The 25,384-nt window shown below is 66.9% G+C and carries 27 protein-coding genes, 2 tRNA genes and 2 pseudogenes; 13 read left to right on the forward strand and 18 right to left on the reverse strand.

Going from position 1 to position 25,384, the window contains the following annotated elements; all coding sequences use genetic code 11:
- Positions 1–147: 147 nt before the first annotated feature.
- Positions 148–1,662 carry an aldehyde dehydrogenase family protein gene (locus LPA44_RS05255; protein ID WP_230888543.1) on the reverse strand — a complete coding sequence of 505 codons (1,515 nt, stop codon included), beginning with the start codon at positions 1,660–1,662 and terminating at the stop codon, positions 148–150.
- A 57-nt stretch (positions 1,663–1,719) separates the two neighbouring features.
- Positions 1,720–2,571, reverse strand: a complete 852-nt coding sequence (locus LPA44_RS05260; protein ID WP_230888544.1) for an RIO1 family regulatory kinase/ATPase domain-containing protein — start codon at positions 2,569–2,571, stop codon at positions 1,720–1,722.
- 223 nt (positions 2,572–2,794) lie between these two features.
- Here LPA44_RS05260 and LPA44_RS05265 point away from each other — a divergent pair, with 223 nt between their 5' ends.
- A complete protein-coding gene (locus LPA44_RS05265; protein ID WP_230888545.1) occupies positions 2,795–3,937 on the forward strand; it encodes an acyl-CoA dehydrogenase family protein in 1,143 nt (380 codons plus the stop codon).
- 199 nt (positions 3,938–4,136) lie between these two features.
- Here LPA44_RS05265 and LPA44_RS05270 read toward each other — a convergent pair whose 3' ends face one another.
- Both LPA44_RS05270 and LPA44_RS05275 read right to left on the reverse strand, forming a co-directional pair.
- A complete protein-coding gene (locus LPA44_RS05270) occupies positions 4,137–4,565 on the reverse strand; it encodes an adenylyltransferase/cytidyltransferase family protein (RefSeq protein ID WP_230888546.1) in 429 nt (142 codons plus the stop codon).
- Entirely contained in the window at positions 4,562–5,044 is a 483-nt protein-coding gene (locus LPA44_RS05275) for a Mov34/MPN/PAD-1 family protein (RefSeq protein WP_230888547.1), read from the reverse strand. Before LPA44_RS05275 ends, LPA44_RS05270 begins: the two co-directional genes overlap by 4 nt.
- Positions 5,045–5,177: 133 nt before the next feature.
- Here LPA44_RS05275 and LPA44_RS05280 point away from each other — a divergent pair, with 133 nt between their 5' ends.
- A complete protein-coding gene (locus tag LPA44_RS05280; RefSeq protein WP_230888548.1) occupies positions 5,178–7,070 on the forward strand; it encodes a DHH family phosphoesterase in 1,893 nt (630 codons plus the stop codon).
- A gap of 222 nt (positions 7,071–7,292) precedes the next feature.
- Here the strand turns inward: LPA44_RS05280 and LPA44_RS05285 are convergent, their stop codons facing one another.
- Positions 7,293–8,582 carry a HEAT repeat domain-containing protein gene (locus LPA44_RS05285; RefSeq protein ID WP_230888549.1) on the reverse strand — a complete coding sequence of 430 codons (1,290 nt, stop codon included), beginning with the start codon at positions 8,580–8,582 and terminating at the stop codon, positions 7,293–7,295.
- 23 nt (positions 8,583–8,605) lie between these two features.
- Positions 8,606–9,295, reverse strand: coding sequence for a protein sorting system archaetidylserine synthase (locus LPA44_RS05290; RefSeq protein ID WP_230888550.1), 690 nt, complete (start codon positions 9,293–9,295; stop codon positions 8,606–8,608).
- 133 nt (positions 9,296–9,428) lie between these two features.
- On the opposite strand from LPA44_RS05290, the gene LPA44_RS05295 reads away from it, so the two are divergent.
- Positions 9,429–9,878 carry a plastocyanin/azurin family copper-binding protein gene (locus tag LPA44_RS05295; RefSeq protein WP_230888551.1) on the forward strand — a complete coding sequence of 150 codons (450 nt, stop codon included), beginning with the start codon at positions 9,429–9,431 and terminating at the stop codon, positions 9,876–9,878.
- 70 nt (positions 9,879–9,948) lie between these two features.
- On the opposite strand, the gene LPA44_RS05300 is transcribed toward LPA44_RS05295, so the two are convergent.
- Genes LPA44_RS05300 through LPA44_RS05315 form a run of 4 tightly spaced genes read right to left on the reverse strand, consistent with a single transcriptional unit; the run spans position 9,949 to position 12,334 of the window.
- The gene (locus tag LPA44_RS05300; RefSeq protein ID WP_230888552.1) at positions 9,949–10,572 is read right to left on the reverse strand and encodes a 30S ribosomal protein S3ae; all 624 of its coding nucleotides are present in this window, start codon (positions 10,570–10,572) and stop codon (positions 9,949–9,951) included.
- The gene (locus LPA44_RS05305) at positions 10,569–10,808 is read right to left on the reverse strand and encodes a KEOPS complex subunit Pcc1 (protein ID WP_230888553.1); all 240 of its coding nucleotides are present in this window, start codon (positions 10,806–10,808) and stop codon (positions 10,569–10,571) included. The genes LPA44_RS05300 and LPA44_RS05305 overlap by 4 nt, the downstream gene beginning before the upstream one ends.
- Complete coding sequence (locus tag LPA44_RS05310) at positions 10,805–11,869, reverse strand: hypothetical protein (RefSeq protein ID WP_230888554.1); 1,065 nt, start codon at positions 11,867–11,869, stop codon at positions 10,805–10,807. The genes LPA44_RS05305 and LPA44_RS05310 overlap by 4 nt, the downstream gene beginning before the upstream one ends.
- Entirely contained in the window at positions 11,870–12,334 is a 465-nt protein-coding gene (locus LPA44_RS05315) for a 30S ribosomal protein S15 (protein ID WP_058981981.1), read from the reverse strand.
- Between the two features lie 250 nt (positions 12,335–12,584).
- Between LPA44_RS05315 and LPA44_RS05320 the strand changes: the two genes are divergently transcribed.
- Together LPA44_RS05320 and LPA44_RS05325 are read left to right on the forward strand one after the other, a co-directional pair.
- A tRNA-Ala gene (locus LPA44_RS05320) sits at positions 12,585–12,656 on the forward strand.
- A gap of 249 nt (positions 12,657–12,905) precedes the next feature.
- The gene (locus LPA44_RS05325) at positions 12,906–13,583 is read left to right on the forward strand and encodes an IS6 family transposase (RefSeq protein WP_230888555.1); all 678 of its coding nucleotides are present in this window, start codon (positions 12,906–12,908) and stop codon (positions 13,581–13,583) included.
- Positions 13,584–13,699: 116 nt separating this feature from the next.
- Here the strand turns inward: LPA44_RS05325 and LPA44_RS18355 are convergent.
- Together LPA44_RS18355 and LPA44_RS05330 are read right to left on the reverse strand one after the other, a co-directional pair.
- Positions 13,700–13,813, reverse strand: a pseudogene (locus tag LPA44_RS18355) (RNA-guided endonuclease InsQ/TnpB family protein); the annotation flags it as partial.
- Positions 13,814–13,964: 151 nt separating this feature from the next.
- Positions 13,965–15,182 (reverse strand): MFS transporter, encoded by a 1,218-nt coding sequence (locus LPA44_RS05330; RefSeq protein ID WP_230888556.1) that lies wholly within the window; start codon positions 15,180–15,182, stop codon positions 13,965–13,967.
- 173 nt (positions 15,183–15,355) lie between these two features.
- On the opposite strand from LPA44_RS05330, the gene LPA44_RS05335 reads away from it, so the two are divergent.
- A complete protein-coding gene (locus tag LPA44_RS05335) occupies positions 15,356–16,507 on the forward strand; it encodes a cobalamin-independent methionine synthase II family protein (protein ID WP_230888557.1) in 1,152 nt (383 codons plus the stop codon).
- Positions 16,508–16,607: 100 nt separating this feature from the next.
- A complete protein-coding gene (locus LPA44_RS05340; RefSeq protein WP_230888558.1) occupies positions 16,608–17,207 on the forward strand; it encodes a hypothetical protein in 600 nt (199 codons plus the stop codon).
- Between the two features lie 9 nt (positions 17,208–17,216).
- Here the strand turns inward: LPA44_RS05340 and LPA44_RS05345 are convergent, their stop codons facing one another.
- Together LPA44_RS05345 and LPA44_RS05350 are read right to left on the reverse strand one after the other, a co-directional pair.
- Positions 17,217–17,831: a beta-class carbonic anhydrase gene (locus tag LPA44_RS05345; RefSeq protein WP_230888559.1), complete on the reverse strand. Its 615-nt coding sequence runs from the start codon at positions 17,829–17,831 to the stop codon at positions 17,217–17,219.
- 106 nt (positions 17,832–17,937) lie between these two features.
- Positions 17,938–18,342 (reverse strand): CBS domain-containing protein, encoded by a 405-nt coding sequence (locus tag LPA44_RS05350; protein ID WP_230888560.1) that lies wholly within the window; start codon positions 18,340–18,342, stop codon positions 17,938–17,940.
- A gap of 112 nt (positions 18,343–18,454) precedes the next feature.
- Here LPA44_RS05350 and LPA44_RS05355 point away from each other — a divergent pair, with 112 nt between their 5' ends.
- Together LPA44_RS05355 and LPA44_RS05360 are read left to right on the forward strand one after the other, a co-directional pair.
- The gene (locus LPA44_RS05355) at positions 18,455–18,790 is read left to right on the forward strand and encodes a DUF7471 family protein (protein WP_230888561.1); all 336 of its coding nucleotides are present in this window, start codon (positions 18,455–18,457) and stop codon (positions 18,788–18,790) included.
- Positions 18,787–19,296 carry a winged helix-turn-helix transcriptional regulator gene (locus LPA44_RS05360; protein ID WP_230888562.1) on the forward strand — a complete coding sequence of 170 codons (510 nt, stop codon included), beginning with the start codon at positions 18,787–18,789 and terminating at the stop codon, positions 19,294–19,296. Before LPA44_RS05355 ends, LPA44_RS05360 begins: the two co-directional genes overlap by 4 nt.
- Here LPA44_RS05360 and LPA44_RS05365 read toward each other — a convergent pair.
- Positions 19,293–20,399: a hypothetical protein gene (locus LPA44_RS05365; protein WP_230888563.1), complete on the reverse strand. Its 1,107-nt coding sequence runs from the start codon at positions 20,397–20,399 to the stop codon at positions 19,293–19,295. The two genes, LPA44_RS05360 and LPA44_RS05365, sit on opposite strands and share 4 nt — an antisense overlap.
- A 101-nt stretch (positions 20,400–20,500) precedes the next feature.
- On the opposite strand from LPA44_RS05365, the gene LPA44_RS05370 reads away from it, so the two are divergent.
- Genes LPA44_RS05370 through hpt form a run of 3 tightly spaced genes read left to right on the forward strand, consistent with a single transcriptional unit; the run spans position 20,501 to position 23,438 of the window.
- Complete coding sequence (locus LPA44_RS05370; RefSeq protein ID WP_230888564.1) at positions 20,501–21,772, forward strand: DUF7405 family protein; 1,272 nt, start codon at positions 20,501–20,503, stop codon at positions 21,770–21,772.
- A complete protein-coding gene (locus LPA44_RS05375) occupies positions 21,765–22,826 on the forward strand; it encodes an iron transporter (RefSeq protein ID WP_230888565.1) in 1,062 nt (353 codons plus the stop codon). Before LPA44_RS05370 ends, LPA44_RS05375 begins: the two co-directional genes overlap by 8 nt.
- Before the next feature lie 45 nt (positions 22,827–22,871).
- Positions 22,872–23,438: a hypoxanthine/guanine phosphoribosyltransferase gene (gene hpt / locus LPA44_RS05380; RefSeq protein ID WP_230888566.1), complete on the forward strand. Its 567-nt coding sequence runs from the start codon at positions 22,872–22,874 to the stop codon at positions 23,436–23,438.
- A 339-nt stretch (positions 23,439–23,777) separates the two neighbouring features.
- Here hpt and LPA44_RS05385 read toward each other — a convergent pair.
- Together LPA44_RS05385 and LPA44_RS05390 are read right to left on the reverse strand one after the other, a co-directional pair.
- A tRNA-Arg gene (locus LPA44_RS05385) sits at positions 23,778–23,850 on the reverse strand.
- Positions 23,851–23,890: 40 nt separating this feature from the next.
- A complete protein-coding gene (locus tag LPA44_RS05390) occupies positions 23,891–24,193 on the reverse strand; it encodes a twin-arginine translocase TatA/TatE family subunit (protein ID WP_230888567.1) in 303 nt (100 codons plus the stop codon).
- Between the two features lie 176 nt (positions 24,194–24,369).
- On the opposite strand from LPA44_RS05390, the gene LPA44_RS05395 reads away from it, so the two are divergent.
- Entirely contained in the window at positions 24,370–25,182 is an 813-nt protein-coding gene (locus LPA44_RS05395; RefSeq protein ID WP_230888568.1) for an HD domain-containing protein, read from the forward strand.
- Between the two features lie 107 nt (positions 25,183–25,289).
- Here the strand turns inward: LPA44_RS05395 and LPA44_RS05400 are convergent.
- A pseudogene (locus tag LPA44_RS05400) lies at positions 25,290–25,384 on the reverse strand (IS5/IS1182 family transposase); the annotation flags it as partial.

Genomic DNA, 25,384 nt, shown 5'->3' on the forward strand with positions numbered 1-25,384 from the left:
TCCGCTCCGCGTCCGCCGACGCGGCCGTGTCCCGGCCCACGGCCGTAGTCCGCGGGAAGTCAACCGCCACCCCTTCCGCCTTCCTCTCTCACGTACCCCTGAGCCGTAGCTGTCGAAGTTGTGTAAATAAAAGTCGCAAGTGGCCGGTCAGCCGTCTTCGGTCTTGATGTCCGCGCTCAGTCCCTGTGCCATCTCGATATCCTTGCTGTTGTTGAGCGTCCACGCGGTGCGCTCGGTGACGGCTTCGATGACCTCACGGGCGCTGGGGTAGCCGTTGCCGGATTTCTTGACGCCGCCGAACGGCAGTTGGACTTCCGCGCCGATGCACGGAAGATTACCGTACGCCAGCCCGACTTCGGCGTGGTCGCGGTAGTAGTTGATCTGCCGGTAGTCCTCGCTAATGACCGCGCCAGCGAGCCCGTAGGGCGTGTCGTTGTGGATGTCGACCGCGCGCTCGATGTCTCCAGAGTACTCCAGTAAGGCGACGTGCGGGCCGAATACTTCCTCCTGGGTACAGCGGAGGTTGGCGTCGGGGTCAGCCTCGTAAACGAATGGACCAACCCAGTGGCCGTCTTCGTGGCCTTCCGGAATCTCTTCGTCGTCGAGTTCCGTGCGGTCGACGAGCACGTTGACGCCCTCCTCCCGGGCGAGGTCGTTGTACTTCCGTATCTTCTCGATGTGCTCGGCCTCGATCGCGGGCCCCATGAACGTCGAGTCGTCCAGCGGGTCGCCGACAGCGACCTTCTCGGCGACCTCGACGAAACGCTCCTTGAACTCGTCGTAGACGTCTTCGTGGACGATGAGCCGCTCGCTGGAGACGCAGCGTTGGCCAGTCGTCTTGAACGACGACATCACCGCGGAGTGGACGGCGATGTCGAGGTCTGCTTGTTCGGTGATGACGATGCCGTTCTTCCCACCCATCTCGCAGGCTGCGAGCTTCCCCGGGTCGCTGGCGACCTCGCTGGCGATTTCGTGGCCGACCTCCGCGGAGCCGGTGAACAGCACCGTGTCCACGTGGTCGTCGTCAACGATGGCCGCGCCCGCGTCGCCGAACCCCTGCACCATGTTGAAGACGCCGTCCGGAATTCCGGACTCCTCGAACATCTCCGCGATAATCTGGCCGCACCAGGGTGTCTGCTCGGCGGGCTTCCAGACGGCCGTGTTCCCTTCGACGAGCGAGACCGCCATGTGCCAGAACGGAATGGCGACCGGGAAGTTCCACGGCGTGATACAGCCCACGACGCCGCGGGGCTTCCGGCGCATGTAGGCGTCCTTGCTCGGAATCTCGGACGGCACAACGTCGCCTTTCGGGTGCCGAGCGTCGCCGGCCGCCCACTCGACCATGTGCCACGCCTCGGTGACGTCGGCTTTCCCCTCGCTAATCTCCTTGCCGCACTCCTTGGTGACGACCTCGCCGAGCTCTCGGTGGCGTTCCTTGAGCTCGTGGTAGATGTCCCAGAGGTACTCCGCGCGGTCGATGTGGGAGAGGTCACGCCACGCCTCAAAGGCCTCGTCGGCGGCCGCAGTGGCCTCGCGGACGTCGGCCTCGGTGCCGCGGTGGAACTCGCCGAGCGACTCGCCGGTTGCGGGGTTCTCGCTCTCGAAGGTCTCGGTCCCGTGGCCGTCGACCCACTCGCCGTGGATGTAATGTTGGTACGTCATTGGCAAAAACTGCGACCGGCGCGGTGAAAAAGGTACACCTTGTGCGTCCGGTTCGGGTCACCGCGTCGCGTCGCCGCGCGAACTCGCGGCCTTCTCGATTTCGCCGGCCAGCGCCGCCGCGTCGAAGGCGTGGTCGGGTCGAATCTGGACGAAACTCAGGAAGTCCTGGGCGTCCAGCAGCGCCGCGGCGTTGTCCGCGCGCGTTCGCGAGCCGTCGCCGGTGTCGTAGGCGTCCAGCGCCACCTCGACGACAGTCTGCGCGCCGACGAGCGGTTCGAGCGCGGCCAGCGCACACGCGAGGTCGTACGCGCGAGCGCCCTCCAGCCCGTCGCCAGCGACGTTTGTCGCGTCGATGAAGTAGAGGTCGTCCTCGTAGACGAGGACGTTCTCGCCGCGCAGGTCGCCGTGTGCGACGCCGTTCTCGTGCATCGTCGCGAGCGCGCCGAACAACTCGGGCGCGTGGCGTTCGACGGCGTCGGCGGGGAGGTCGTCCAGTGGGCGGAACTCCGGGAGGTATTCGAGGACGAGTACGCCGAGCCCGTCCACCTCGAAAGCCTCCACGGGTTCGGGCGCGTTCACACCGATGTCGCGGAGTTTCTGCGTGGCTTCGAGTTCGTGTTCAGCCATCTCCACGGGTCCGTCGAACGGCTCGAAGAACCCCTCGCGGCCGCTGGAGAACGCGCCGAGGTTCCGTGCGCCCGTGAACAGCGCGTGCACGAGCGCGTTCTGCCCGGAGACCACCTTCACGAACCAGCGGTCGTTGACGACGCAGGGCGTCGACAGCCAGTTGTCCGTCTCCAGGAACGTCACCCGGACCGTCTCCTGGTCGTAGCGATCGGCGACCTCGCGGGCGACGGCTTCCAAGGAGTCCCACGGGACGGTCCCACGGACGAACTGGCGGATGCTCACACAGACGAGAGGTGCCGCGCGAATAAAATTCCGGCGGGAGCGTGGACGAGCGAAGCGAGCCCACGTTAGAGCGAGCGGCGATCGCCGGGAGCCGCGAGCAGCGTGTTCGACCAGCTCAACCCACGAGCCTCCTTCCCTCCGGAGAGCGTCCGAGCACCAACGAGATGGGGATCGTTCACGGTCGTTCCGGTGTGTTTATGCTGGCGGTGGCAAAGTTTGCAGTATGGACTTCGACCTTCCCGACGAACACCGGATGATTCGGGACACCGTCAGGGAGTTCGCGGAGGCGGAAATCGAGCCCATCGCGTGGAATATCGAGGAGGAACACCGCTTCCCGGCGGAGGTGTTCAAGGACCTCGCGGACCTCGACATGATGGGAGTACCCGTCAGCGAGGAGTACGGCGGGCTCGGCGGCGACCAACTGATGTACGCGCTCGTCGCGGAGGAACTCGGCCGGGTCTCGGGCTCTATCGGACTGTCGTACGCCGCGCACGTCTCGCTGGCGTCGAAGCCGATCGAACTGTTCGGCACAGAGGAGCAGAAGGAGCGCTGGCTGCGCCCGCTCGCGGAGGGCGAGTATCTCGGGTCGTGGGCGCTCACCGAACCCGACAGCGGCAGCGACGCCAGCGACATGGACACGACCGCCGAACGCGAGGGCGACGACTACGTCCTCAACGGCACGAAGCAGTTCATCACGAACGCCTCCGTCGCGGGAAGCGTGCTCGTGAAGGCCGTCACGGACCCGGACGCGGGCTACGGCGGCATCTCCACGTTCATCGTCGATCCGGAGGAAGACGACGGTTTCGAGGTTACGACCGAGTGGGATAAGATGGGGTTGAACGCCTCGCCTACCTGCGAAATTCAGTTCGACGATTGCCGAATTCCCGCCGAGCGCCTGCTCGGCGAGGAGGGCGAGGGCTGGGAGCAGACGAAGAAGACCCTCGACGGCGGCCGCATCTCCATCGCCGCGCTCTCCACGGGCCTCGCACAGGGCGCCTACGAAGCCGCGAAGGAGTACGCCGTCGAGCGTGAGCAGTTCGGCCAGCCCATCTCTGAATTCGACGCCATCCGGAACAAACTCGTCTCCATGCACCGGAAGACCGAGCGCGCTCGCCTCCTCACGCACAAGGCTGCCACGCGCTACGACAACGGTGAATCCGTCACGCAGGAGTCTGCCCTCGCGAAACTCGACGCCAGCGAGGCCGCCCGCGAGGTCGCCGAGGACGCCGTCCAGACGCTCGGCGGCTACGGGTACACGACGGACTTCGCCCCGCAGCGGTTCTTCCGCGACGCCAAACTCATGGAGATTGGCGAGGGGACGAGTGAGATTCAGCACCTCGTCATCGGCCGCGAACTGGGACTGTAGTCACGGTTTCTACGCATTCGGAGAATACGACGATACTTCTCCGAAAGCCCCTGCGCGCTCGCGTTCACGTGGTCGTCTCGCCATCCGCTATCGCCTCCCGTTGGTAGGCGATAGCGGATGGCGAGCCACCGCGAGCGAGCGGGCGCTTTCGAGGAGATGTCGTCGGTAGAGTCGAGCGGACAAACTTCCGAAAGCAGTCCTAGCAGCGCTGTTCCAGAATCCGGTCGATGATGTTGCCCGTGGAGAGGAGTTCGTCGTCGTAGCGCTTCTCGCGGCCCGACGCGCGGCGGACTTCGCAATCGACGCCGCGGTCGGCGAGTTCGGCTTCGATGGCGTCGGCGTCGTGGTGTTGGTCGTAGCCGAGCGCGATGACCTCCGGATTGATATCCTCGATGGGAGTGAAGATGTCGGACTCGTGGCCGACGCGGGCGTGGTCGACGGCGTCGAGGGCGGCGACGACGTCGCGGCGCTGGCGGTTCGGGAGCACCGGCGGTTCCTTGTGGGTGACGTTCTCGCGGCGCGCGACGATGACGTGCAGTTCGTCACCCATCGCGGCTGCGTCCTCCAGATAGTGAATGTGGCCGGGGTGAATCAGGTCAAAAGTCCCCTGCGCGACGACTCGTCTCACAGTTCCTCGTCGATGTCTTCCTGCGTGAAGTCGAAAAACGATTCGGGTTCGGGGAGCGGGACGTCGTAGACGTCGAGGGTGCGGGGCTCGCCCTCATGGTCGAACGCGCGCCACGAGTTCGGGTCGTAGGGTGCGCCGAGGATGATGTGGACGTCGCCGCGGCCGAACGTCGCGCGGTCGGCGTCGGAGGGCGCGAGCACGCCGTTGGGGTGGGAGTGGACGCTCCCGACGTTGCGCAAGTCGTTGGGGACTTGGCTGGAGTTGAACGTCGCGCTTACGGGGTTGGTCTCCGTGCCTGGGACCATCAGCACGTCCGTGACGACGTAGCCGTCGTCGGGGCCGACGTCGAACTCCTTGGCGGGCGTTCCGCGCAGCAGGCCGAGGTACTCGTTGGGGTGGCTGTCCTCGGCGGCTTCCATCGCGAAGTCCAGGGCTTCCCGTGCGATGCCGACGACGTCGGGACGCCCACCGAACAGCATACCTGATAGTCGGCGGCGGTGACTGTTGAGGCTTCCGGAACATCGCGGGACACAGGCCCGCCAGTTTCGCGCGTTCGCACGCGAAACGGCCTTGAAAAGGGTTAAAAACGCCGACGCCGAATCTAGGCACAAGATGACTGACGCTTCCTCCGACGACGAGGCCGACCGGCCGGTCGTCGTCGACCTCCACTCCTCGTGTACCGCGCAGGAGGTCGAATCCGGCGAGTACTACCACGCGACCGTGAATGGCGTCGTCGACTACGGCGTCTTCGTCGACCTCTCCGAGCACGTCTCCGGGCTCGTCCACGAGTCCACGTTCGACGGCGAGCAGGACCTCGACGTCGGCGACGACGTCGTCGTGAAGCTCACGGAAGTCCGCGAGAATGGCGACCTGAGCTTCGAACTCGTGTCCCTTGACGACCACGAGACCGTCGAGCGCGAGCACAGCTACGACCGCATCGACGCAGATACCGTTGGCGACCACGTCGGCGAGACCGTCCACGTCGAGGGCGAGGTCGTCCAAATCAAGCAGACCGGCGGCCCGACCATCTTCCGCGTGCGCGACGAGACCAGCGCCGTTCCGTGTACGGCCTTCGAGGCCGCTGGCGTCCGCGCGCACCCCGTCGTGGAAGTCGGCGACCTCGTGCACGTGAAAGGCGACGTCGAGGAGCGCGAAGGGACCTACCAGGTCGAGGTCACGGAAATCGACGTGCTCGAAGCCGAGGAGGCCGCCGACGTCGCGGGCCGCCTCGACGCCGCGCTCACCGAGCGCGCCGAGCCCATCGACATCGACCCGCTCGTCGACTGGCCGGCCCTCGAAGGAATGTTGCCGGAACTGCGCTCGGTCGCGCGCACGCTCCGCCGCGCGGTCCTCGAAGGCCGACCAATTCGGATGCGCCACCACGCCGACGGCGACGGCATGGCCGCCAGCGTCCCCGTGCAGTACGCGCTCACGCAGTTCATCGAGGACGCCCACCAGGACACCGATGCCGCGCGCCACCTCCTCAAGCGCCTCCCCAGCAAGGCCCCGTACTACGAGATGGAGGATGCCACCCGCGACCTCAACTTCGCGCTCGAAGACCGCGCGCGCCATGGCCAGAAGCTCCCGCTGCTCCTCATGCTGGACAACGGCAGCACCGAGGAGGACACGCCCGCGTACAAGGCGCTGGACAACTACGACATCCCCATCGTCGTCGTCGACCACCACCACCCCGACCCCGACGCCGTGAATCCGCTCGTCGAGGAACACGTCAATCCCTACCTCCACGGCGAGGACTACCGTATCACCACGGGGATGCTCTGCGTCGAACTTGCGCGCATGATCTACCCCGGGCTCACCGAGGAACTCGAACACGTCCCCGCAGTCGCGGGTCTCTCGGACCGCTCGAAGGCCGACGAGATGACCGACTACCTCGAACTCGCCCGCGAAGCCGGCTACGACGACCAGTTTCTCCAGAACATCAGCGAGGCGCTGGACTACGAAGCCTACATGCTACGCTACGACCCCGGCACGCAGCTCATCAACGACATCCTCAACGTGAACGGCGACGACGACCGGCACCGCGAACTCGTGCCGTTCCTCGCGAACCGCGCCGACGAGGATGTCGCCGAACAGCTCGAGGCGGCGACCCCGCACGTCGAACACGAGCGCGTCGCGAACGGCGCGAACCTCTACCGCATCGACGTCGAGAACCACGCCCACCGGTTTACGTACCCCGCGCCGGGGAAGACCACCGGCGAAATCCACGACCGCAAAGTTGAGGAGACCGGCGAACCCGTCATCACCATCGGCTACGGCCCGGACTTCTCCGTGCTTCGTAGCGACGGCGTGCGTCTCGACATCCCGACGATGGTTGAGGAACTCAATGAGGAACTGCCGGGCGCGGGCGTCTCCGGCGGCGGCCACCTCGTCGTCGGCTCCATCCGCTTCGTCCCCGGAATGCGCGAGGAAGTGCTGGACGCCCTCATCGAGAAGATGGCGGAAGCCGAACTCGACGAGGAACTCCACACCGCCCCCAAGCGATAGTCACCCTCCCCGTTCTCCTGCCAGAAGCCGTCGCGGCCGACGTCACTGCTGGCGCCGAATTCGATTTTCCGAGCGCAGCCTGCAGTAGCGACTGCAGCGACGTCCACAGCGAGGTCGACCATCTCGTCGCCGTTCGCGAGCAGGGCGGCGACCGCGAGGAGCGCGAGCACGCCCCAGGTTCATCCCGGCTTCGTACGGCAAGGTCGGGGAACGCGAGAAGGGTTACGCGGCGGCTTCGGCGGTGTCAGCGTCGAGTTCGTCGGCGGCCTTCTGGGCCTCCTGTTCAACGATGTACGCGCGGTCGTCGGCGTACTCGGCGGCGGCTTCGAGCGCGCGCTCGGTGCCGATTTGGACGAGTGCCCACGCCGCGGACGCGCGCACCGTGTCGCTGTCGTCGTCGGCCAGCACGTCCGTCAGCGGCTCGATGGCTCGCGTGTCACCGATGAGGCCCAGCGAGCGCGCCGCGCGGCTGCGCACACTGTCGTTGTCGGCAACCAGTTGGTTGGCGACGTCCTGGGTGGTATCTTCGCTGCCGATTTCGCCGAGCGACTTCAGCGCGGTCATTCGAAGGTCGGGGTTGCCCTCGGCGTCCACGAAGTCGATGACGTGCTCGATGCCGTCCTCGCTGCCGATGCGGCCGACGATTTCGACGGCGAGCGTGTTCCGACGCGCGGCGCGCTGGCCGACCTCGTCGAGCGCTTCCGTGCTAGCGACGCGCTTGAGCGCCTCCAGACAGTGACGCTCCATGAAGTCGGAGTCGCCCATGTGTTCGAGGCAGAGCAGAATCATCTCGACGTTCTCGCGCTGCTCCCACTGCTTGAGCGCCGTCCACTCCGGCGGGAAGTCCTTGCGCTTCTGGCCCATGACCTCGTAGTAGCCCTCCGCGCGGAGCTTCTGGCGGACCGAGAGGTCGTCCCACTCCTGAGCGTCCTCGACGCCCGTGGTGAGCGCGTCGGTCGCCTCCGTGAGCGCTTCGATGGTCGCGGCGTCTTCGTCGGGGTCGAGGTCCGCTGCTTCGACCGCGTTGACGACCTCGTCGAGTTCCTCTGCGAGCGCCTCCGGTTCGGCGACTTCACCGCCGACGAACGTCTCGTCGAGCGCCTCGCCGGCGTCATCGAGGTAGGTGCTCACGGCCGCCTGAAGTGCTTGTTCGCCCTGTTTAGTCCAGCGCGTCGACTCCAGCGTGGATTGGGCGTCCTCGATTGCCGTGACGACGTCCTCGGCGTACGGCCCGCGCTGGGCTTCGAGGTTCTCGCGGAGTTCGGACAACCGGGACTCAAGTGCCTCGGCAGGGGCCTCCTCGTCTTCCTCCTCGGGTTCCGGGAGGTCCGCCGCTTCGAGGTCAGACTCGACGGCGTCGAGAATTGCTTCGACGTCGTCGAGGTCGGCCTCCGTCTCGGCGCTTTCGAGGGCGTCGACGGCGTCGTCGAGACGCTCCTGAAGCGTTTCTACGTCCACGTCCGGGGCCGGCGCGTCGGCCGACTCCTCGGGTTCCTCGTCCCCGTCGCTCATACCAATTCGTTCCGCCAGCGCGCCTATGAGCGTTTCCCTTCGCCCCGCCAGTAGAATCGCGGCGCGAGCACGAGGTACGCGCACGCCCACGCCAGCAGGGCGCGGGGGAATAGCCGCGGGCCGAGCGTCGGCGCGAGCACGGCAGCAGCCTGCACCGCGCCCATCGCGAGCGCGTCCCGCGAGTAGAGGTCGGGGTACGTAATCGTCGACACCATCAACACGGTGAGAATACTGATTGCGGCGACGACGATTCGCGGGTCACCAACCCCGGCGAGCACGCCCGCAGCCAGCAGGGTCGCGGCGAGCGTCGTCGGCACGCCCTCCGTGTGGTCGTTGCCCGTGTCGTAAGCCGTGTAGAGGCCGAGGCGGACGACGCCCGCGGCGACGAACAGCGCGCACGCGGCGAGCGCGACGAGGCCCCACGTGCTCTCGAAGCTCCACGCGTTCCGCGCGACGACCGCGACGAGGAACGCGGGCGCGACGCTGAACGACGCCACGTCCGCCAGCGAGTCGAGGTGTTCGCCGGCCGGCGTCCCGCCGTACTTGCGCGCGAGCACGCCGTCGAGCCCGTCCGCGATGGCGGCGAGCAACACCAGCCGAGCGGCGAGCGCCACGTCGACGGTGGCTGCCACGACCGCCACGAAGCCAAGTGCCGCGTTCGCCGCGGTCACGGCGTCCGCGACGCCCAACCGGCCGACGAAGCGGGGTTGCATGTTCCACGCATCTCGGCAGGCGTCCTTACGTGTTTACATCCGTGCTCCCGTCGTGTCCCTGCGTTGTCACCGGTTCGAGGCTTGCGTCGGCGGGACCGCGCTGTATAAATGCGCGACGAACCGACTGTCGACCATGCAACGCCGGGCGTTCCTCGCCGCAGCAGGGGCTGGCGTCACCGGGGCGCTGGCCGGCTGTATCGGGCCGTCGCTGTCCAGCTCGGAGTACGACATCGGCATGCAGTCGAACGCGTTCGTCCCCGAGCCCGCCGTCAAAGGGAACGACGTGCCAACGTTCGAGGCGAGCGTGGGCGACACCGTCGTTTGGGCGAACACCGGCTCCCGGAACCACACCGTCACCGCCTACGAGGACGGCGTTCCCGAGGGGGCCGACTACTGGGCCTCCGGCGGCTTCGAGAGCGAGCAAGCCGCCCGCAACGCGTGGGAGAACAGCATCAACGGCGGCGGCATCGTCCAACCGAGCGAGACCTACGAGCACACCTTCGATGTCGCCGGGGACTACTACTACGTCTGCATCCCGCACGAGAGCGCGGGGATGCTCGGAAAGGTCGTCGTCACCGAGTGACGCGACCGCCGGCGGCGTCGCTGTCGAGGTAGATGCGCTAAAAGTGTGAATTCGGATGGTTCGGAAGCGGTTAGGCTTCGTCTTCGACGCCGACGGCTGTCTCCTCTTCCTCGTGGACTTCCTCGGGCGGCGCTTCGAGCGTCGCCTTCTGGACTTCCACGCGGCGAAGCGGGTAGATTGTGTTCGCTTCGTCGTAGATGGCCGAGGAGAGCCGGCCTTCCGTGATGGAGTCGATGAGCGCTTCGAACGTGCGCTCCTCGCCGGCTTCCTCGACGAGGTCGATCATCGTGCGACGGATGGCCTTCTGCTGGCTCTGGTCGGCCTGCTTCGTGGTGTACGCGACCGGCTGAATCTTCACGCGGTAGTCGTCCGTCGTGAGGACCGTGATGGTCACGGCAATCTTCGACGACCCGCGGCGCACAAGACTACGCTTGTAGTCCCGCGTGAGTTCGTGCTTCACGAACTCCGTGGACGCGGTGTCGCTCCCGACGTCGTCCACCTGGAAGGTGAGTTTAACGTTGTTCTCGCCGCCGTCGACGAGTTCGTCGAGTGTCGTCTCGATGGTTCGGTCGTAGACCTGTTCTGGCTCTTCGGCGGGCGTCTCGCCGAGCTCCTGCCGGTCGAACTCCTCCGGCGCGAGCACGGTGTACCACCGTTTCTCTTGGTTCTGCTTGGATACGGAACGTTCGCTCATGATTCGTTTGTCGTGTGTTGGTTTGCGTGCTGTGCGACTTCGGTCGCCACCGTAACGTTCACGACGTAGTCGTCGACGGTCGACTGGAGGCCGCCGGTGTCGTCGCGCTCGATGCGCGTGACGACGGCGTCCTCCGTGACTCGCGTGCCCATCTCGGCGGTGTTGTCGGGGCGGACGGCGGCTGCGACCAGTTCCGGGTCCGGTACCGTGGTCCTTATCGTCGCGTGCCGCGTCATAGTTCGCCCCGCACGGTTTCTACGAGGTCTGCTTCGTGTTCGGCGTCTGCGACCGCCAGCGTCGACGTCCCCACGCTGTTCGGAAGGACGTCGCGGGCGTCCGCGTCGGTCGTCGCGAGTGCGGCAGTGTCGTCGCCGACGACGAGCACTGCGGGTTCGCGAGCCCGGTAGTCCCGGACGAGTCGCGCGACGGTCGGCTGCGCGGCGTCGGCCTCGACGACCTCGACCGCGCTGTACCGCGACGGGTCCGCGCGTCGGACCGCCGCATGTGCGTCGGTCGCGTGGTCGCGCCACGCGTCCAACGCCGTCGGCGCGTCGACCGCACCGAGCGCCAGCGCGACGCCCAAGCCGGGCGCGTCCCACGCCAGCGCACCGAGCACGTCCGCAAACCCCTCGACAGTCTCGAAGGGGCCGGCGGGCGTCTCGTGCGGGCGGAGGAGGTCTGCGACGCGGTCTGCAGCGCGCGCCGTCTCGCCGGTCGCGTCGAGTGCGACTACCGAGGCGAGGCGGCGCTGTGCCGCGTCGTCGAGTTCCGGCGGGAGGCCAATTTCGGCGAGCGTCGCGCCCGCCGCCTGCTCGTCCCCAGAGAACGACGCGTGGACGCGCGTCGAGTGCGCCAGGCCCGCCGCGAGGTCCGCGGTCGGAATCCCGACGCCCGGACGCCGCGTCGACCCAGCGGCCTCCCGGACGTCGCTGGACGGCTCGACGCCGTCAGCGAGCGCGCCCGCGAACGCCACCACTGGGTCGGGGTCTGCACCGGCTTCCCGCGCCGCGTCGAAGGCCGCGTTCGGCGCGTCCTCGACGAACGACGCATCGGCAGCCGGCGATTCGACGCCGATGGCCACGAGGGACGTCTCCGCCGCGTCCGGAGCCGACGGCGCGCCGCGAGTCACGCGTACCTGGTACGGTACGTCGTGCTCGTCGCACGCCCCGGCGAGCATCGCGGCGGCCGCGATGCTCCCGCCGGTCGGTGCCGCCATCACACGGACGAACTCCGTGTCGGACAGCACCGACTCGGCGTCGGGCTCGGTCGCAGCTGTGGTGCGTCCCGTCGTCGCCATCTATTCGAGCAGTTCGACCGCGTTCTCGTAGGAGTACTTGAAGTCCTCGTCGAGCTCGTCGCCGCGGTAGTAGTTGGCGAGCCGACGGATTTTGGACTCCGTGTTCTGCAGCGCGCGCTTGTTCTGGTGGTCCTGTCCGTTCTCCTGAACGTGCTCGCGCAGCCGGATCGCCTGCTCAAGGAGGTTGCGGAAGTCCTCGGGCAGGTCGGACTTGGCGTCGTTCTCTTCGAGAATCTCGGTGACCTTCTTCCCGGTCGCCAGCTTGACGTCCGGAATCGGCGTTCCCTGCACGCCCTCGTCACGGAGCTTCATGCCGATCTGCGAGGGGTCGTGCCCCTGCTCGGCGAGCTCCACCACGCGGTCCTCGATTGCGTCTTCGTCTACGTCGCTCCACTCCGGTGGTTCGTCTGCCGCCGGGCGGTCCGAACCGGACGACCCACGGCGGCGCGTGTGCATTCGTGCCATGATTTTCGGATTGGAACTACACGAAACGCTGGCGGCACCAACTGGTGCCGGAACACTACCGCAGTCCCAAGCCGCGCCAGCGGACGCAATTGGCGTCCGAACCCGCGCGGCGCTGTCGGATCTACGGCCGTGTGGTTCCCTACAGCCGAGAACGCCCTCGGGCACGTAAAGGGTTTCCATCTCCCCGTGGGCCGCCAAATGAATTCGCGGGGTTTATCAACGACCACGGGAAACGTTTGAATGCGTTTGAGGGCTCGTAGATCAGTGGTAGATCATCCCCCTGGCACGGGGAAGGCCTCGGGTTCAAATCCCGACGAGTCCATTTCCTTCGGTCGCTACGCTCCCTCAGTTGTGGACTCGTCGTACCTCGCGAAACCGAAGGTTTCGCTCAGTCCCGATGACTCCACGTGTGTTTGTGGCACGGAGCTACGCGTGTGTTAATTCGGGAGAGTGACAATAAAATGAGAGCGACTGTCAATTCAGCTCAAGATATCTTACAGAATGAAATTAGTGGCACTGTCTAGTTAAGCTATTTTGAGAAGTGAGCAGGTCGTTGAGTTTGTTTGGGACAATGCTCGCAGACCTGCTCAGCGAGTGCTTTGCGGCGGATTTAGAAGAAACTTGGGAGCGTGAACGGACGGCGACGCCCGTCAGGGCGTTCGCCGTCCGGCTTCATGCGACCGGTTGTTCGCTCAGAGAGACAACAACGATTCTCGCGGAATTAGGCGTTGAACGCTCTCATCAAGCAGTTTGGCAATGGGTGCCTCGGCTGGCTGACAGCGGCTGCGACCCGCCGACGGCGAAGCCGTCGCGGGTCGCGGTTGACGAGACCGCTGTCAAGAGTAACGGCGAGTGGTCTTGGTTGAACACTGCAATAAACCTCGGCACGAAACTCATTTTTGACGTGGCGTTGTTCGGACGCCACGGCACCGATCCGGCGGCTGCGTTCCTGTCTGGACTGGTGGAGAAACATGATCTTTCAGACACGATTTTTCTCGTCGATCAGTTCGGCTATCGGACTTCTCTTGCCCGATTAGGATTGAACGGTCGGGTTGACTATACCGACCGAAACCTCATCGAAAAATGGTTTCACACGCTCAAAATGCGCCTCGACCGTTTCCACAACTCGTGGGTGGGCAGTCGGCAGGGCGTTCGCCAATTTCTTGCATTATTTGCACATTACTACAACCGCCTCAGACCGCATCAACCGCTCGATGATCGAACGCCAGCTGACGAGGTCCTAAACTAGACAGTGCCACTAGGTTCTTCAATGAATATTCAGTTAGCAGAACCAGTGGAGGTTTCTCCCGGAGCGTACGCGATTCACGCCCGCCGTGAACGGCGGGATTCTCTCGCTGAATTAAGATAGTAGTCTCTGACTACGTGGTTGCGGATTTGTCGGAGGATATCGATATGTCGCCACGCTTCGCTCGCCACAGCATCGGGAAGATAAGCGCGGAAGCGGAGCGTGAGATCCATCGGTCCCTTCATCTTTGATTGAGTTTCGAAGAGGGTTAAAACACCGAAAAGTTGTCGGCTTCACCCTCGGGGTCAAGCCCCGAGGCAGTCGCCTTGTACCGCCTGTACACAGACTCGATCATCGAATGCGATGGACGACGCGCGACTATGATCAGGTCGATTCGGGCATCCGGTACGTGAGCGCGATGACGACGACCATCACGACCGCGAGGAAGACGTAGCCTTCGTCGAAGTAGCCGTGGTCGCCGACGACGCCGAAGACGACCGGGCCGGCGGCGGCCAGTGACGCAGTAAGCGTGCGGATAACGCCGAGTCCGGTGCCCTGGGTCGCCTCGGAGAACGCTTCCGCGAGGAACGACTGCGTGATTGCGCCGGTGCCGAGCATCGTGCTGACGAGCGCGGTGATACCGACGAGCGGCCAGATGCCGGAGACGACGGGCAACAGGAGGAAGCCCGCGGCAGCCGGCAGCAGAATCCCGATGAGCGAGCGGCGCATCCCGATGCGGTCGTAGGCCGCGCCGGCCAGCGGCTTGACGAGCACGCCGACTGCGAAGAAGAACCCGAACAGCACGCTCGCCTGCGGGGTGGAGAGGTCTTTCACCGACGTGAGGTAGGTCGGATAGAACGCGGTGAACGACTGCCAGATGAACATGTAGAGGAAGAGAATGACCGTCATGAACCCGATTTCCGGCGTCCGGAGTTCCGCGAGGACGTCGACGGCGTCCCGAAGCGACTGCGTGCTCTCCGAGTCCGTCCCGGCGTCTGTCCCGTCGTCTCGGCTCGGTGACGTGGCGTAGATGAGGATTCCGGCGACGACGAGGAGCGGTGCGACGAAGCCGAGGCCGGCCTGCCACGCGACGGCGGCGGCGAGCGCGGCGGCAATCGGCGGGAGGACGGTCTGGCCGATGTCGCCGGTCGCCATCGTGACGCCGAGTGCGCTGCCGAGGCGCTGCGTGTAGAGCTTCGATAGAATCGTGATTCTGGCTATCGGGTACAGCGAGTGCCCGAGCCCCCAGACGGCGGTCGCCGCGAACAGGACGAGTGGTGAGGAGGATGTGACGACGAGGCCGAGCGCTGCGGCGACGACGACCGCGCTCACGGCCATGAGCGCACGCTCGTCGTGCCGGTCGGCGAGCATCCCACCGGGGAGTTGGCCGATTGCCGCGAAGAACCATAGCACGGTCACAAGCAAGCCCGTCACCGTCAGGGAGAGGCCGTAGTCGGTCTGGAGGTAGGGGATGATGACGGGGTAGACCATCCGTCCGCCGTTCAGCAGCCCCCAGCCGGTGGCGATGGCGACGAGGGAGATGCCCTTCCCGCCGCCCCACAGCGCCGTCACTTCCTGCCGAACTGCGGTGCGCAAGCCCATTAGGTCTACTCGGAACGGGCAGTCGTGCGCCAATAATAACTGTGTTTCTGCCGTCTCGTCGGGCAAGCGGCGAAGAGTCGAGCGACCGACCGGCCAGCGACTCCGGACCGGGCGCGGAGGTGAATACCGTTGGTTATATTGGCGAACCTGGCTATTACTCGCACGAGTATCTAATGACGGCGAACGACCGGATTCGCACGACGCACATCGGTAGCCTTCCCCGACCACCGGAGCTGCTCGACCTCCTGGAGCAGCGCCAGGACGGCGAAGACGTCGACGCCGACGAGTGGGACGCGACCGTCGCGGACGCCACGCGCGACGTCGTCGAGCGCCAGGCCGAAGTCGGCCTCGACGTCGCGAACAACGGCGAGCAGTCCCGCGTCTCGTTCAACTGGTACGTCGCGGACCGCCTCAGCGGCATCGACGGCGAGCGCGAGCAGGAACTCTGGGCGGACCTCCAGGAGTTCCCCGACTACGCCTCCGAGACGTTCGAGACGGACGTCATCGACCTCTCGATGCAGCCCGTCGTCACCGGCCCCGTCGAGTACACCGGCCACGACGACGCGAAGGCCGAATTGGACGGGTTCCAGGACGCCCTCGACGACGTCGACGCGGACTTCGAGGACACGTTCGTCACCTCGGCGTCGCCCAGCGTCGTCACCGCCACGCACGTCGACGACTACTACGGCGACTACGAGGAGTACCTCTTCGCGGTCGCGGACGCGATGGCCGAGGAGTACGAGCTCGTCGCCGAGACCGGGACGACCCTCCAAATCGACGCGCCCGAACTCCTCACCGTCGGCCACACCGCGGAGTACGCGGACGCACCCCTCGACGAAGTCAAGGCGGCGACGCGCCTCCACGTCGAGGCGCTCAACGAGGCGCTGTCGAACGTCCCCGCCGAGCAGGTCCGCCTCCACACCTGTTGGGGGAGCTACGAGGGCCCCCACCACCTCGACACGGGCCTCGCGGAGCTGCTCCCGGAAATCTACGAAGCCGACATCACGGGGCTCAGCGTCGAGCAGGCCAACCCCCGCCACCAGCACGAGTACCGCGCGTTCGCCGAGCATCCGGTGCCGGACGGCTGGGACCTGATTCCGGGCGTCGTCGACGTGAAGACGAACGTCGTCGACCACCCCGAGACCATCGCGGACCGCCTGGAGCGCGTGGCCGCCGCCGTCGACGACTCGACGCGCATCGTCGCCGCGCCCGACTGCGGCTTCGGCACGCAGGCCGGCATCGGCATGGTCCACCCCGAAATCGCGTGGAAGAAGCTCGACGCGCTCGCCGAGGGCGCGGAGATAGCGACCGAGCGCATCTACTGACGCCCGCCCCGGCTCGCGGCGGCGCTTCGCGGATTTGTTTCTACCCCATCATTTATTAGATGTCAGCGGAGTTACGACTCGTTGTGAGGGGAACCACCGAATGTCACTGACCGACGCACAGCGACCCGCGAACAGGCGCGAACGCTACCGCACGATGGCCGACGCCGCCACCCGACCGTTCGCGGTCGGCGCCGTCGCCGTCCCCCTGGTCCTGCCCGTCCTGGGCTACCTCTCCGGGGACGTCCGAATCATGTTCACCGTCCACCTCTTCCTCGGCGCGTTCTGGTTCGGCACCGCGGTGCTCGGCGCGGTCGTCCTGGGCCCGGTCATGGGGAGCCTCTCCGAGGAGGCCAACGCGGAGTTCGCGGAGGGCTTCGTCCCGAAGATGAACCTGCTCATGGAGCCGGTGTCGCTCGGCGTCGTCGGCTCCGGCGTCGGGCTCGCCGGCCTGATGGGGCTCTGGGACTCCCCGACACCGTCGCTGTGGGCGGCGGTCGCGCTCGCCGCCGCGCTGCTCGTGCTCGGGTTCGGCCCGCTCCACAAATTCACGGCCGGGATGTTCGACGAAATCGCCGCCGACGACACCGACCACGAGCGGCTCGCGGACCTGAACAAGAAGTACGGCATGCTGAGCCTCGTCGAACTCGTGCTCATGGTCGCCATCGTCGGCACCATGTCCGGCCTCCGCTGGGGATTCTGAGGGGGCGATTCAGTCCTCGACGCGCGTGCTAATCTCCTCGGCGATGCGGCCGCCGGGGTGGCGCAGCGTGCCGCTCTCGACTTCGTAGACGTAGCCGTGGACGGTCGCGTCGACGAGCGGGTGTTCCTCGAGGTACCGGACTTGGGCGGCGCAGGCTTCGTCGATGTTGTCGGTCATGCGCACCCAGTCGGCGACGGTGGCGTCACCTATCGAGAGGTCGGGGAGCGCGGGGTCGAGGTCGACGTCGTCGAGGTCGCCACCCGCGGCGGCTTCCAGTCCGTCGACGACGGCGTCGTCGGGTGCGCTCATCATCCCGCAGTCGGTGTGGTTGACAACGATAATCTCCTCGGTGTCGAAGAACTGGGTGGTGAGCGCGGCCGAGCGAATCACGTCGTCGGTGACCTTCCCGCCGGCGTTCCGGAAAATCTGGGCGTCCCCGAGTTCGATGTCGAGGGCGTCCTCAACGGGGATGCGTTCGTCCATGCAGGCGACGACCAGCAGGCGGTCGTCGGTCGGGATGCCCTTGCGGCGGCGTCGCGCCCAGTCGTCGTGGTCCGCGACGGTCGCGTCGACGTGCTCGTGGTGGTGGCCGGGTTCGTGGTCGTGGTTGTGTGAGTCTGCCATGCGAGTGAGCGTTTCTCACAGAGGCGTGTGGTAGTTGGTCACTCGGCGAGCCTCGCCGGGGAATCCGGACTATCGAGAACTCACAAAAGAAGCCGACAGGCGGTGATTACGCCGGGCTGGGGGTCTGGACGGTGGAGATGTACGACGCGAGGTCCTTCGTGGTAATCATGCCGATGACGTTGTCCTCCTCGTCGACGACGGGCATGTGGTGGAAGCCGTGTTCGAGCATGGCGTCGGCGACGTCGCGGATGGAGTCCTGCGCGCCGGTGGTGACGACGTCCGTGGTCATGTAGCGCTCGACGGTGGTCTGGGCCTTCGGCTTGCTCTTCGCGACGATGGTGACGAAGTCGGTGTTGGTGAGGATGCCTTCGAGATGGCCGTCCTCGTCGACGACGACGACCGAGCCGATGCTGTTGTCGAGCATGAGCTCGGCGGCATCCTCGACGAGCGTGTCGGGCGTGACGGTGTGGATGCTGTCCGACATGAGTCGGCCGACGAAAATATCGTCCATACTCAAAGATAGCGCCGCGGCGTGTTAAGCGTTGTCCGCCACCACGTCACGATAGCACAGGCAGCCGCGAGAAACCGAACGACCTACACTCGCTGCAGCGCAACCGGGAACTGTGATTCCTGTCGCGCACGCCCAGACCGCGGGGTTGGACGTTCCGCTCGTGGTGGCGCTCGCCGCCGCGGGCGTGGCGTCCGCCCTCCTCACGGGCGCGGCGCTGATAGCGTTCCTGCGGCGGCGCTCCCGGCCCTACCTGCTGGTCGCGCTCGCACTCGCCACGCTGCTCGCGCGCTCGGTCGTCGCGGGCGCAAGCGTCGGCGGCCTGCTCGCGGGCGACGTCCACCACGTCCTCGAACACGGCCTCGACGTCCTGATGGCGGGCCTCGTCATCGCCGCGGTCTGGTACGCGCGCTCGGTCGCCGGCACGGCCACGGGAGGTGGCGAGCGGTGACCGACACCCGCGACCGCGTCGCCGCGCACGTCCACGACGACCCCGGCGTCCACTTCAACGCGGTCGTCCGCGCGACGGACCTCGCGCCCGGGCAGGTCCAGCACCACGCCCGGCGACTCGTCCGCGCGGGCGACCTCGCGGTCGAACGCGTCTCCGGGCGCACGCACTACTTCCCGCCCGAGTTCGACGACTGGGAGCGGGGCGTCGTCGCGCTCGCGCGCCGCGAGACCGCACGCGACGCCCTCTACTACCTCCTCGACACCGGCCCGTCGCGTCCGGACGACGTCGCAGAAAGCGTCGGCGTCGCGCGCTCGACGCTCGAACACCACCTCGACCCGCTCACCACGCACGACGTCGTGGAGAAGCGCCGCGACGAGCGCAACCGCGTCACGCTCGCGCTCGTGCGGCCAGAAGAGACCGTCCGACTGCTCGCCGACGTCGACCCCTCGGCGGCCGACCGGTTCGTCGACCGATTCGAGCGCCTCCTCGACAACTTCTTCGACTAGGCGGCGACCGACCGGCCGCCGCCCGTCGCGCGCACAATGCTCCCAAGCATCAACAGGACGCTCGCCGCGAAGAACACGCCGCCGACGGGCGACGTCGGGTCCATGAACGCCCAGTAGGCGGGGGTGGCGGCGGCGCCGAACAGCACGGAGAGCACGCCGTAGAACGCGGGCGCGCAGCAACAGCACGCGGTCGCGCCGGTCGTGGCGACCATCCCGAGCGCGGACGTGCCGCCGTCCGCTGCGCTCTCGGCGCGCGCCTGTTGGACGAGCACGCCGACGTTGACGGCGACGAGGCTCCCGAGCAGTCCCATCATGACGACCGTCCCGACGGAGACGAATCCCGCCATCGGGACCGAGGGAAAGACGAACTCGACGGCCGGCCACGCGACCAGCGGGTCGGCGACGGGCAGGAAGACGACCGTCGACTCGGTCGGCGCGCCGACGCCGGGGTCGGGGTTGAGGGTGAGCGTCCCCGCGGAGAACGCGAAGAAGCCGACGAACAGCACGCCTGCGGCGAGGCCCGCGCCGAGCGGTCGGCGGTCGCGCCGCAGGCTCTGGACGACGCCCCACGCGTCGCAGTAGAGGACGTAGCCCACCGCGAACACGACGGTCGCGACGAGCACGTAGCCGAGGACGTGGTAGGTGCCGCCGTTGGGCATCACGATGGGGTAGACGACCCACGCCGCGAGCAGCATGCCGAGCGCGACGTAGCGCGGGCGTTCGGGCCATCGGCGGCGGCCGACGACGAGGCTGCCGACCGCCATCGCAGTGCCGACGACGAGACTCAGCGTCGGGTAGATGGAGCGAATCTGGGGGCCAGTGTCGGCGACGACCTGGAGTTCGACGAGGCCGACGAGCCCGAACCCGCCGGCGAGCGCGGCGACGAGGCCCGCAACGGCCCCCGTCGTGCCGTCGATTCGGCCGCGGCGGTACGCGGCCATCGCGACGACGGCGACGCCGATGCCGACGAACGCGAGCGTGAACAACAGCCAGTGGGGCGTGCCGGCGTGCGTGGTGCCGGTGTGGGCGGCTGCCGGGCTCGCGAGCGCGGCGACGGCGACGACGATGCCGCCGGCGCGGCCAGCGGCACGGAACGGATGCATAGTCGTTGTCTCGTGTGGAGGGGCTTGCGGGTTCTGGTCCGCGCGTCGAATTCGACGGGTGCACCAGAACGGCTTTTCGCGTGAACGCGCAACATCCGGGTATGCTTCCGGACTCCCGCGGCGTGAGCCGCCGCGCGTTCCTCAAGTCCGCGGTCGCCATCGGCGGCGCGAGCGCGCTCGCGGCGTGCATGGACCGCGAGGACGCCGACGTGCCGACTGGCGTCGACGAGCCGGCGTCGCTACCCGAGCACCAGCACGCGTGGAACGACGCCCTCTCGCGGGACGACGCGGGGAACGTCGTGCCGCCGCGCCACCACGCACTCGTCCACCTCGAATTCGACGGCGAGCCCACCGACGAAGCCCGCGGAACCGTCGAATCCGCGCTCCGCACGCTCGAACGCGCCTACGAGTGGTCCAATAATGGACTGTTGGCGACCTTGGGCTACTCCCCCGCGTACTTCGAGCGCTTCGACAGCGCGCTCCCCGAGTCCGTCCACCTCCCGGAGCCGCAACCGCTCTCGGACCTCGAAGACCCCGCGCTGGACACGCCCGACGCCATCCTCCACCTCGCCAGCGACCACGCCAGCGGCGTCCTCGAAGCCGAAGAAGCGATGCGCGGCAACCGCGACACCGCCAACGGCGTCGACGTCGACGCCGCGCTCACGGATGTCTTCTCGGTCGCGGACCGGCGCTCCGGGTTCGTCGGCGACGGCCTCCCGGCGGAGCACCAGGACACGGGCGGCGTCCCGGACTCCGAGCCTGTGCCCGAGGACGCGCCGTTCTACATGGGCTTCGAGTCGGGCTTCGAGAAGAGCCAGGCGACCGAGGACCGCGTCACCATCCAGTCCGGGCCGTTCGCGGGCGGCACCACCCAACACGTCTCCCACATCGACCTGAATCTCACGCAGTGGTACGAGCAGGACGACCGCGAGTCCCGCGTCGCGCAGATGTTCTGCCCCGCGCACGCCGACAGCGGCGCGGTCGAGGGCACGGGCGAGAACCTCGGCGACAGCCCCCAGTTGGACGACTGCGGCGACCCAGTCGAGACGGGCAGCGAGCGCGGCGTCGTCGGGCACTCGCAGAAATTCCAGCGCGTCCGCGAGGACGGCCGTCCGGTCATCCTCCGGCGGGACTTCGACTCGACGGACGGCGGCCACGCGGGCGTGCACTTCCTCGCGCTCCAGCGCGAAATCGCGGACTTCGAGCGCACCCGCGACGCGATGAACGCCACCGACGTGAGCGGTCAGACGCCGGTCGGCCGCACGCAGAACAACGGCATCCGCCAGTACCTCTCGGTCACCCACCGCGGCAACTACCTGCTGCCGCCGCGGTCGAATCGCGCGCTCCCCACCCCGGAGGGCAGCGATGCGTAAGCCGAGTCGCCGCGCGTTCCTCGCGGCAGCCGGCAGCGTCGGACTCGGCGCGACCGCGGGCTGCCTGGGCTTCCTCGAAACCGAGCGCGCGACCCGCGAGCCGCCACTCCCCGAGAACCGCCCGGACACCGCCTACGTTCCCTCGCACGTCGAAGGGATGGAGATGGCCGGGATGCAGACCAGCGGCCGGTACGCGTGCGCGCTCTCCTACACGTTCCCGCACCGCTTCTGGCTGGTGCGCGGTGCGGAGACCGACCGCGTGGACGTCCGCGGCGAGGACGACGTCCACCTGATGGTCGCCGTCTGGGACACGGAGACGGGGACGGTGCTGCCGGAAGCGAACGTCGCCATCGAGCACACGGGGCCGGACGGCGAGACGTCGTCGGTGACGCCGTGGCAGATGCTCTCCCAGCAGATGGGTGTCCACCACGGCGACAACGTCGCGCTCGGCCCGGAGGGCAACTACGACGTCTCCGTGCGCGTCGTCCCGCCGACCACGCGCCGGACGGGCGAGACTGCCGCTACGGACCCCTTGGAGTTCGAATTCTCGTTCACGTTCGACCGCGCCAGCCTCGACGACCTCCCGTTCGAGGACATCCCCGCCGACCGCGAGGGCACGGCAGGTGCGGTCGACCCGATGGACATGAAGAGCGCGACGCTCTCACAGGCGCCGCCCGCCGACGACTTCCCGATTCCAGTGCGCGGCACGGGCGAGACCGGCGGTGCGAATCTGGTCGTCGGCGCAACCGAGGAGTTCGGCGACCTCGCCGGCGACAGCGAGACGTACGTCGCGGCGTCGCTATGCACGCCACACAACAAGTTTGTGCTCCCGAGCGCGTCACTGTCGGCGACTGTCGACGCGGGCGGCACACAGGTCTTCGACGGCGACCTCGTGCCGACGCTCGACCCCAACCTCGGCTACCACTACGGCGCGGTCGTCTCCTCGGGCGAAGAAATCGAGAACGTGACCGTGAGCGTCGACACGCCGCCCCAAATTTCGCGCCACGAGGGCTACGAGACCGCGTTCTTTGACTTCTCGGACGTGTCGGTCTGAACGGCGAACCCTACATCCTTTTGTCTCGACGGGCGAACGCGGGGTATGGAGCGGTTACGCGAGTCCTTCCAGCGCGCGCCCGTCATCGAGAAAGAGGGTGGGTACGAGTACGTCGTCCTCCCAATCAGCAACGGCGTGCCGATGCTCGACCCCGCGTTGCTGCGGGAGATCGTCGTCGGCATCACGCGGGTCGCGGACCTCGAGGACGTGGACAAAATCGTAACACCGGAGGCGATGGGCATCCACATCTCAACGGCCGTGAGTCTGCAGACGGACCTCCCCGTGACGGTCGTGCGGAAGCGCGAGTACGGGCTGCCGGGCGAGGTCGAAATCCACCAGGAGACGGGCTATTCGGAGGGCGAGATGTACGTCAACGACGTGGACGAGGGCGACCGCGTGCTCGTGCTGGACGACCTGCTGTCGACGGGTGGGACGCTGCGCGCGCTCACGGACGCCCTCGACGGCATCGGCGCGGATATTGCGGACGTCGTGGTGGTCATCCGGAAGGTTGGCTCGGAGAGCGCGATGGCCGACTCGCCCCATGACGTGACGGCGCTGGTGGACATCGAGGTCGCGGACGGCGAGGTCACGGTCGTCGACGAGTACCGGTAGCGCCCGCCGTCTTCGTGTCAAGAAGCGTGGCAATTGGTCGCAAGGGTTTTTGCGGCTGCCTGGCCAGTACTGGCTAATGGCAGGCGACGATGCCGGGGCTGGTAGGGCGATCGCCAGCGGCGGCACCGACGACGCACCAGCTGAGGGCACACCGGGCGAGCGGAATCGGGACTACGACTGGCAGCAGCTCACGCCCGCCGTCCGCGAGTACGACGGCGGCGCGACGGTCGGGGAGTACTCCTGGGTGGACTATCTGGAGGAGTACGGGAACGAGGACGCCGCCAAGCGCGTTCGAAAGCGCCGCGAGTGTGTTTCGAGCAGTCGCTCGAAACCACGAAGCGGGCGTGGCGGGACTCGAACCCGCGATCTAGAGGTTAGGAACCTCTCGCCGTGTCCGCTTGGCCACACGCCCTCTACGTCGAGCGAGGACGGGGCAGAGAAAAACCGTTACGTTAGTTGCCGGACGGGGTTTCGGAGTCCGTGTCGGCGTTCGTTGAGTCCGCGCTGGTCTCGGTGTCCGTGCTCTCGGCCTCAGTCTCGGTCTCGCCCTCGGTTTCGGGGCCTTCGCGCATCTGCTGGAGTTCCTGCTCGACTTCCTCGCGGCCTTTCTGGAACTCGCCGATCGCCTCGCCGCTGGAGCGGGCGAGCTTCGGAATCTTGTTCGCGCCGAACAGAAGGACGGCGATGAGCAGGATGACTGCCCACTCCATGCCGCCCGGCAACCCGCCAATGAACAGGGGAGTACTGGTGAACATCGCTACTCGATGGTAGCCTGTTCGCAATTATAGGCTTTATGCTCCTTTCAGTGTCGCAGTAACGGCAGCGAGCGGAAACGAGAGGTGCGTTTTCGGCCGCTCTCGCTCCCGGGGCGACTGCGAGGAAGCCGGCACCGTCACACGGTTTTTCAGGTCGGCCCGCGAATCCCCGTGGTATGAGCGACGCCACGCAGTCCGACGCCGACCGCGAGTACGACCCGGACGCCGAGCACGCGTTCCCGGACGAGCGCTTGAACGAGGTGCTGGCGTTCGTCACCGACGACCCCGAGATTACGACGTACCTCGACGCGCAGAACGTCAACCCGGTCAAGCGGAAGGGGTACAACGACCACGGCACCAAGCACATCGAAATCGTCCGGAATCGTGCGCTCAAACTCTATGACCTGTTGAAACGCGGCGGCGTCGAGTTCAACGGCGCGGCCGACCAGGGGCTCGACGAGGCCGACGAGGGCGTTATCATCGCGCTCGCGGCGACCCTGCACGACATCGGGCATGTCGTCCACCGCGACGAGCACGCATACTACTCGATTCCGCTGGCGGCGGACCTGCTGGACCGCATCCTCCCCGAGTTCTACGCGACGCCCGAGTCCGTGCGCGTGAAGGCCGAGGTGCTGCACGCGATTCTCTGCCACCACACCGAGGAAGACCCGCTCACGACGGAAGCGGGCGTCATCCGCGTCGCGGACGGCCTCGACATGGAGCGGGGGCGCTCACGGCTCCCCTACGAGCGCGGCGGCCGCGGCATCAATACCATCTCCAGTCAGGCCATCGACTCAGTCACCCTGGAGGAAGGCGACGAACGCCCCGTGCTCGTTGAAATCGAGATGCGCAACGCGGCGGGCGTCTACCAGGTCGACAACCTCCTGAAGGAGAAACTCCACAAGTCCGGCATCGAGAACGACGTCCGCATCGTCGCGCTCAACACCGGCGGCGACAGCGACCAACTCGTCGAGCGCATCGAACTGTAGCCATCTCGACACTTCCCCAGCTCGTCCCGCCAGGGGTAGACTCTTATCCGAATAGCACGAACGTTTGGCATACTTGGCTCTGGTGAATCGCCAGAAGGCGTTCGATTTCACTGTTTCACGGATCGCTTGATGTTGTAGACCGCACACATCAGGACGATCTCACGAAATTCACGGTACCACGCTCGGGCACGCACCGCGTGGC

It is taken from the genome of Halobacterium sp. KA-4 (assembly GCF_021028995.1).
Classification (GTDB): Archaea; Halobacteriota; Halobacteria; order Halobacteriales; family Halobacteriaceae; genus Halobacterium.

Coding starts and splice junctions, on each gene's coding strand:
- hpt (WP_230888566.1), top strand. CDS start 22,872: ATGGAGCGGTTACGCGAGTCCTTCCAGCGCGCGCCCGTCATCGAGAAA.
- LPA44_RS05370 (WP_230888564.1), top strand. CDS start 20,501: ATGCTTCCGGACTCCCGCGGCGTGAGCCGCCGCGCGTTCCTCAAGTCC.
- LPA44_RS05315 (WP_058981981.1), bottom strand. CDS start 12,334: ATGGCACGAATGCACACGCGCCGCCGTGGGTCGTCCGGTTCGGACCGC.
- LPA44_RS05345 (WP_230888559.1), bottom strand. CDS start 17,831: ATGGCAGACTCACACAACCACGACCACGAACCCGGCCACCACCACGAG.
- LPA44_RS05310 (WP_230888554.1), bottom strand. CDS start 11,869: ATGGCGACGACGGGACGCACCACAGCTGCGACCGAGCCCGACGCCGAG.
- LPA44_RS05340 (WP_230888558.1), top strand. CDS start 16,608: ATGTCACTGACCGACGCACAGCGACCCGCGAACAGGCGCGAACGCTAC.
- LPA44_RS05305 (WP_230888553.1), bottom strand. CDS start 10,808: ATGACGCGGCACGCGACGATAAGGACCACGGTACCGGACCCGGAACTG.
- LPA44_RS05390 (WP_230888567.1), bottom strand. CDS start 24,193: ATGTTCACCAGTACTCCCCTGTTCATTGGCGGGTTGCCGGGCGGCATG.
- LPA44_RS05290 (WP_230888550.1), bottom strand. CDS start 9,295: ATGCAACCCCGCTTCGTCGGCCGGTTGGGCGTCGCGGACGCCGTGACC.
- LPA44_RS05255 (WP_230888543.1), bottom strand. CDS start 1,662: ATGACGTACCAACATTACATCCACGGCGAGTGGGTCGACGGCCACGGG.
- LPA44_RS05395 (WP_230888568.1), top strand. CDS start 24,370: ATGAGCGACGCCACGCAGTCCGACGCCGACCGCGAGTACGACCCGGAC.
- LPA44_RS05275 (WP_230888547.1), bottom strand. CDS start 5,044: ATGCTGTTCGGTGGGCGTCCCGACGTCGTCGGCATCGCACGGGAAGCC.
- LPA44_RS05280 (WP_230888548.1), top strand. CDS start 5,178: ATGACTGACGCTTCCTCCGACGACGAGGCCGACCGGCCGGTCGTCGTC.
- LPA44_RS05365 (WP_230888563.1), bottom strand. CDS start 20,399: ATGCATCCGTTCCGTGCCGCTGGCCGCGCCGGCGGCATCGTCGTCGCC.
- LPA44_RS05325 (WP_230888555.1), top strand. CDS start 12,906: ATGCTCGCAGACCTGCTCAGCGAGTGCTTTGCGGCGGATTTAGAAGAA.
- LPA44_RS05375 (WP_230888565.1), top strand. CDS start 21,765: ATGCGTAAGCCGAGTCGCCGCGCGTTCCTCGCGGCAGCCGGCAGCGTC.
- LPA44_RS05295 (WP_230888551.1), top strand. CDS start 9,429: ATGCAACGCCGGGCGTTCCTCGCCGCAGCAGGGGCTGGCGTCACCGGG.
- LPA44_RS05350 (WP_230888560.1), bottom strand. CDS start 18,342: ATGGACGATATTTTCGTCGGCCGACTCATGTCGGACAGCATCCACACC.
- LPA44_RS05330 (WP_230888556.1), bottom strand. CDS start 15,182: ATGGGCTTGCGCACCGCAGTTCGGCAGGAAGTGACGGCGCTGTGGGGC.
- LPA44_RS05300 (WP_230888552.1), bottom strand. CDS start 10,572: ATGAGCGAACGTTCCGTATCCAAGCAGAACCAAGAGAAACGGTGGTAC.
- LPA44_RS05265 (WP_230888545.1), top strand. CDS start 2,795: ATGGACTTCGACCTTCCCGACGAACACCGGATGATTCGGGACACCGTC.
- LPA44_RS05285 (WP_230888549.1), bottom strand. CDS start 8,582: ATGAGCGACGGGGACGAGGAACCCGAGGAGTCGGCCGACGCGCCGGCC.
- LPA44_RS05335 (WP_230888557.1), top strand. CDS start 15,356: ATGACGGCGAACGACCGGATTCGCACGACGCACATCGGTAGCCTTCCC.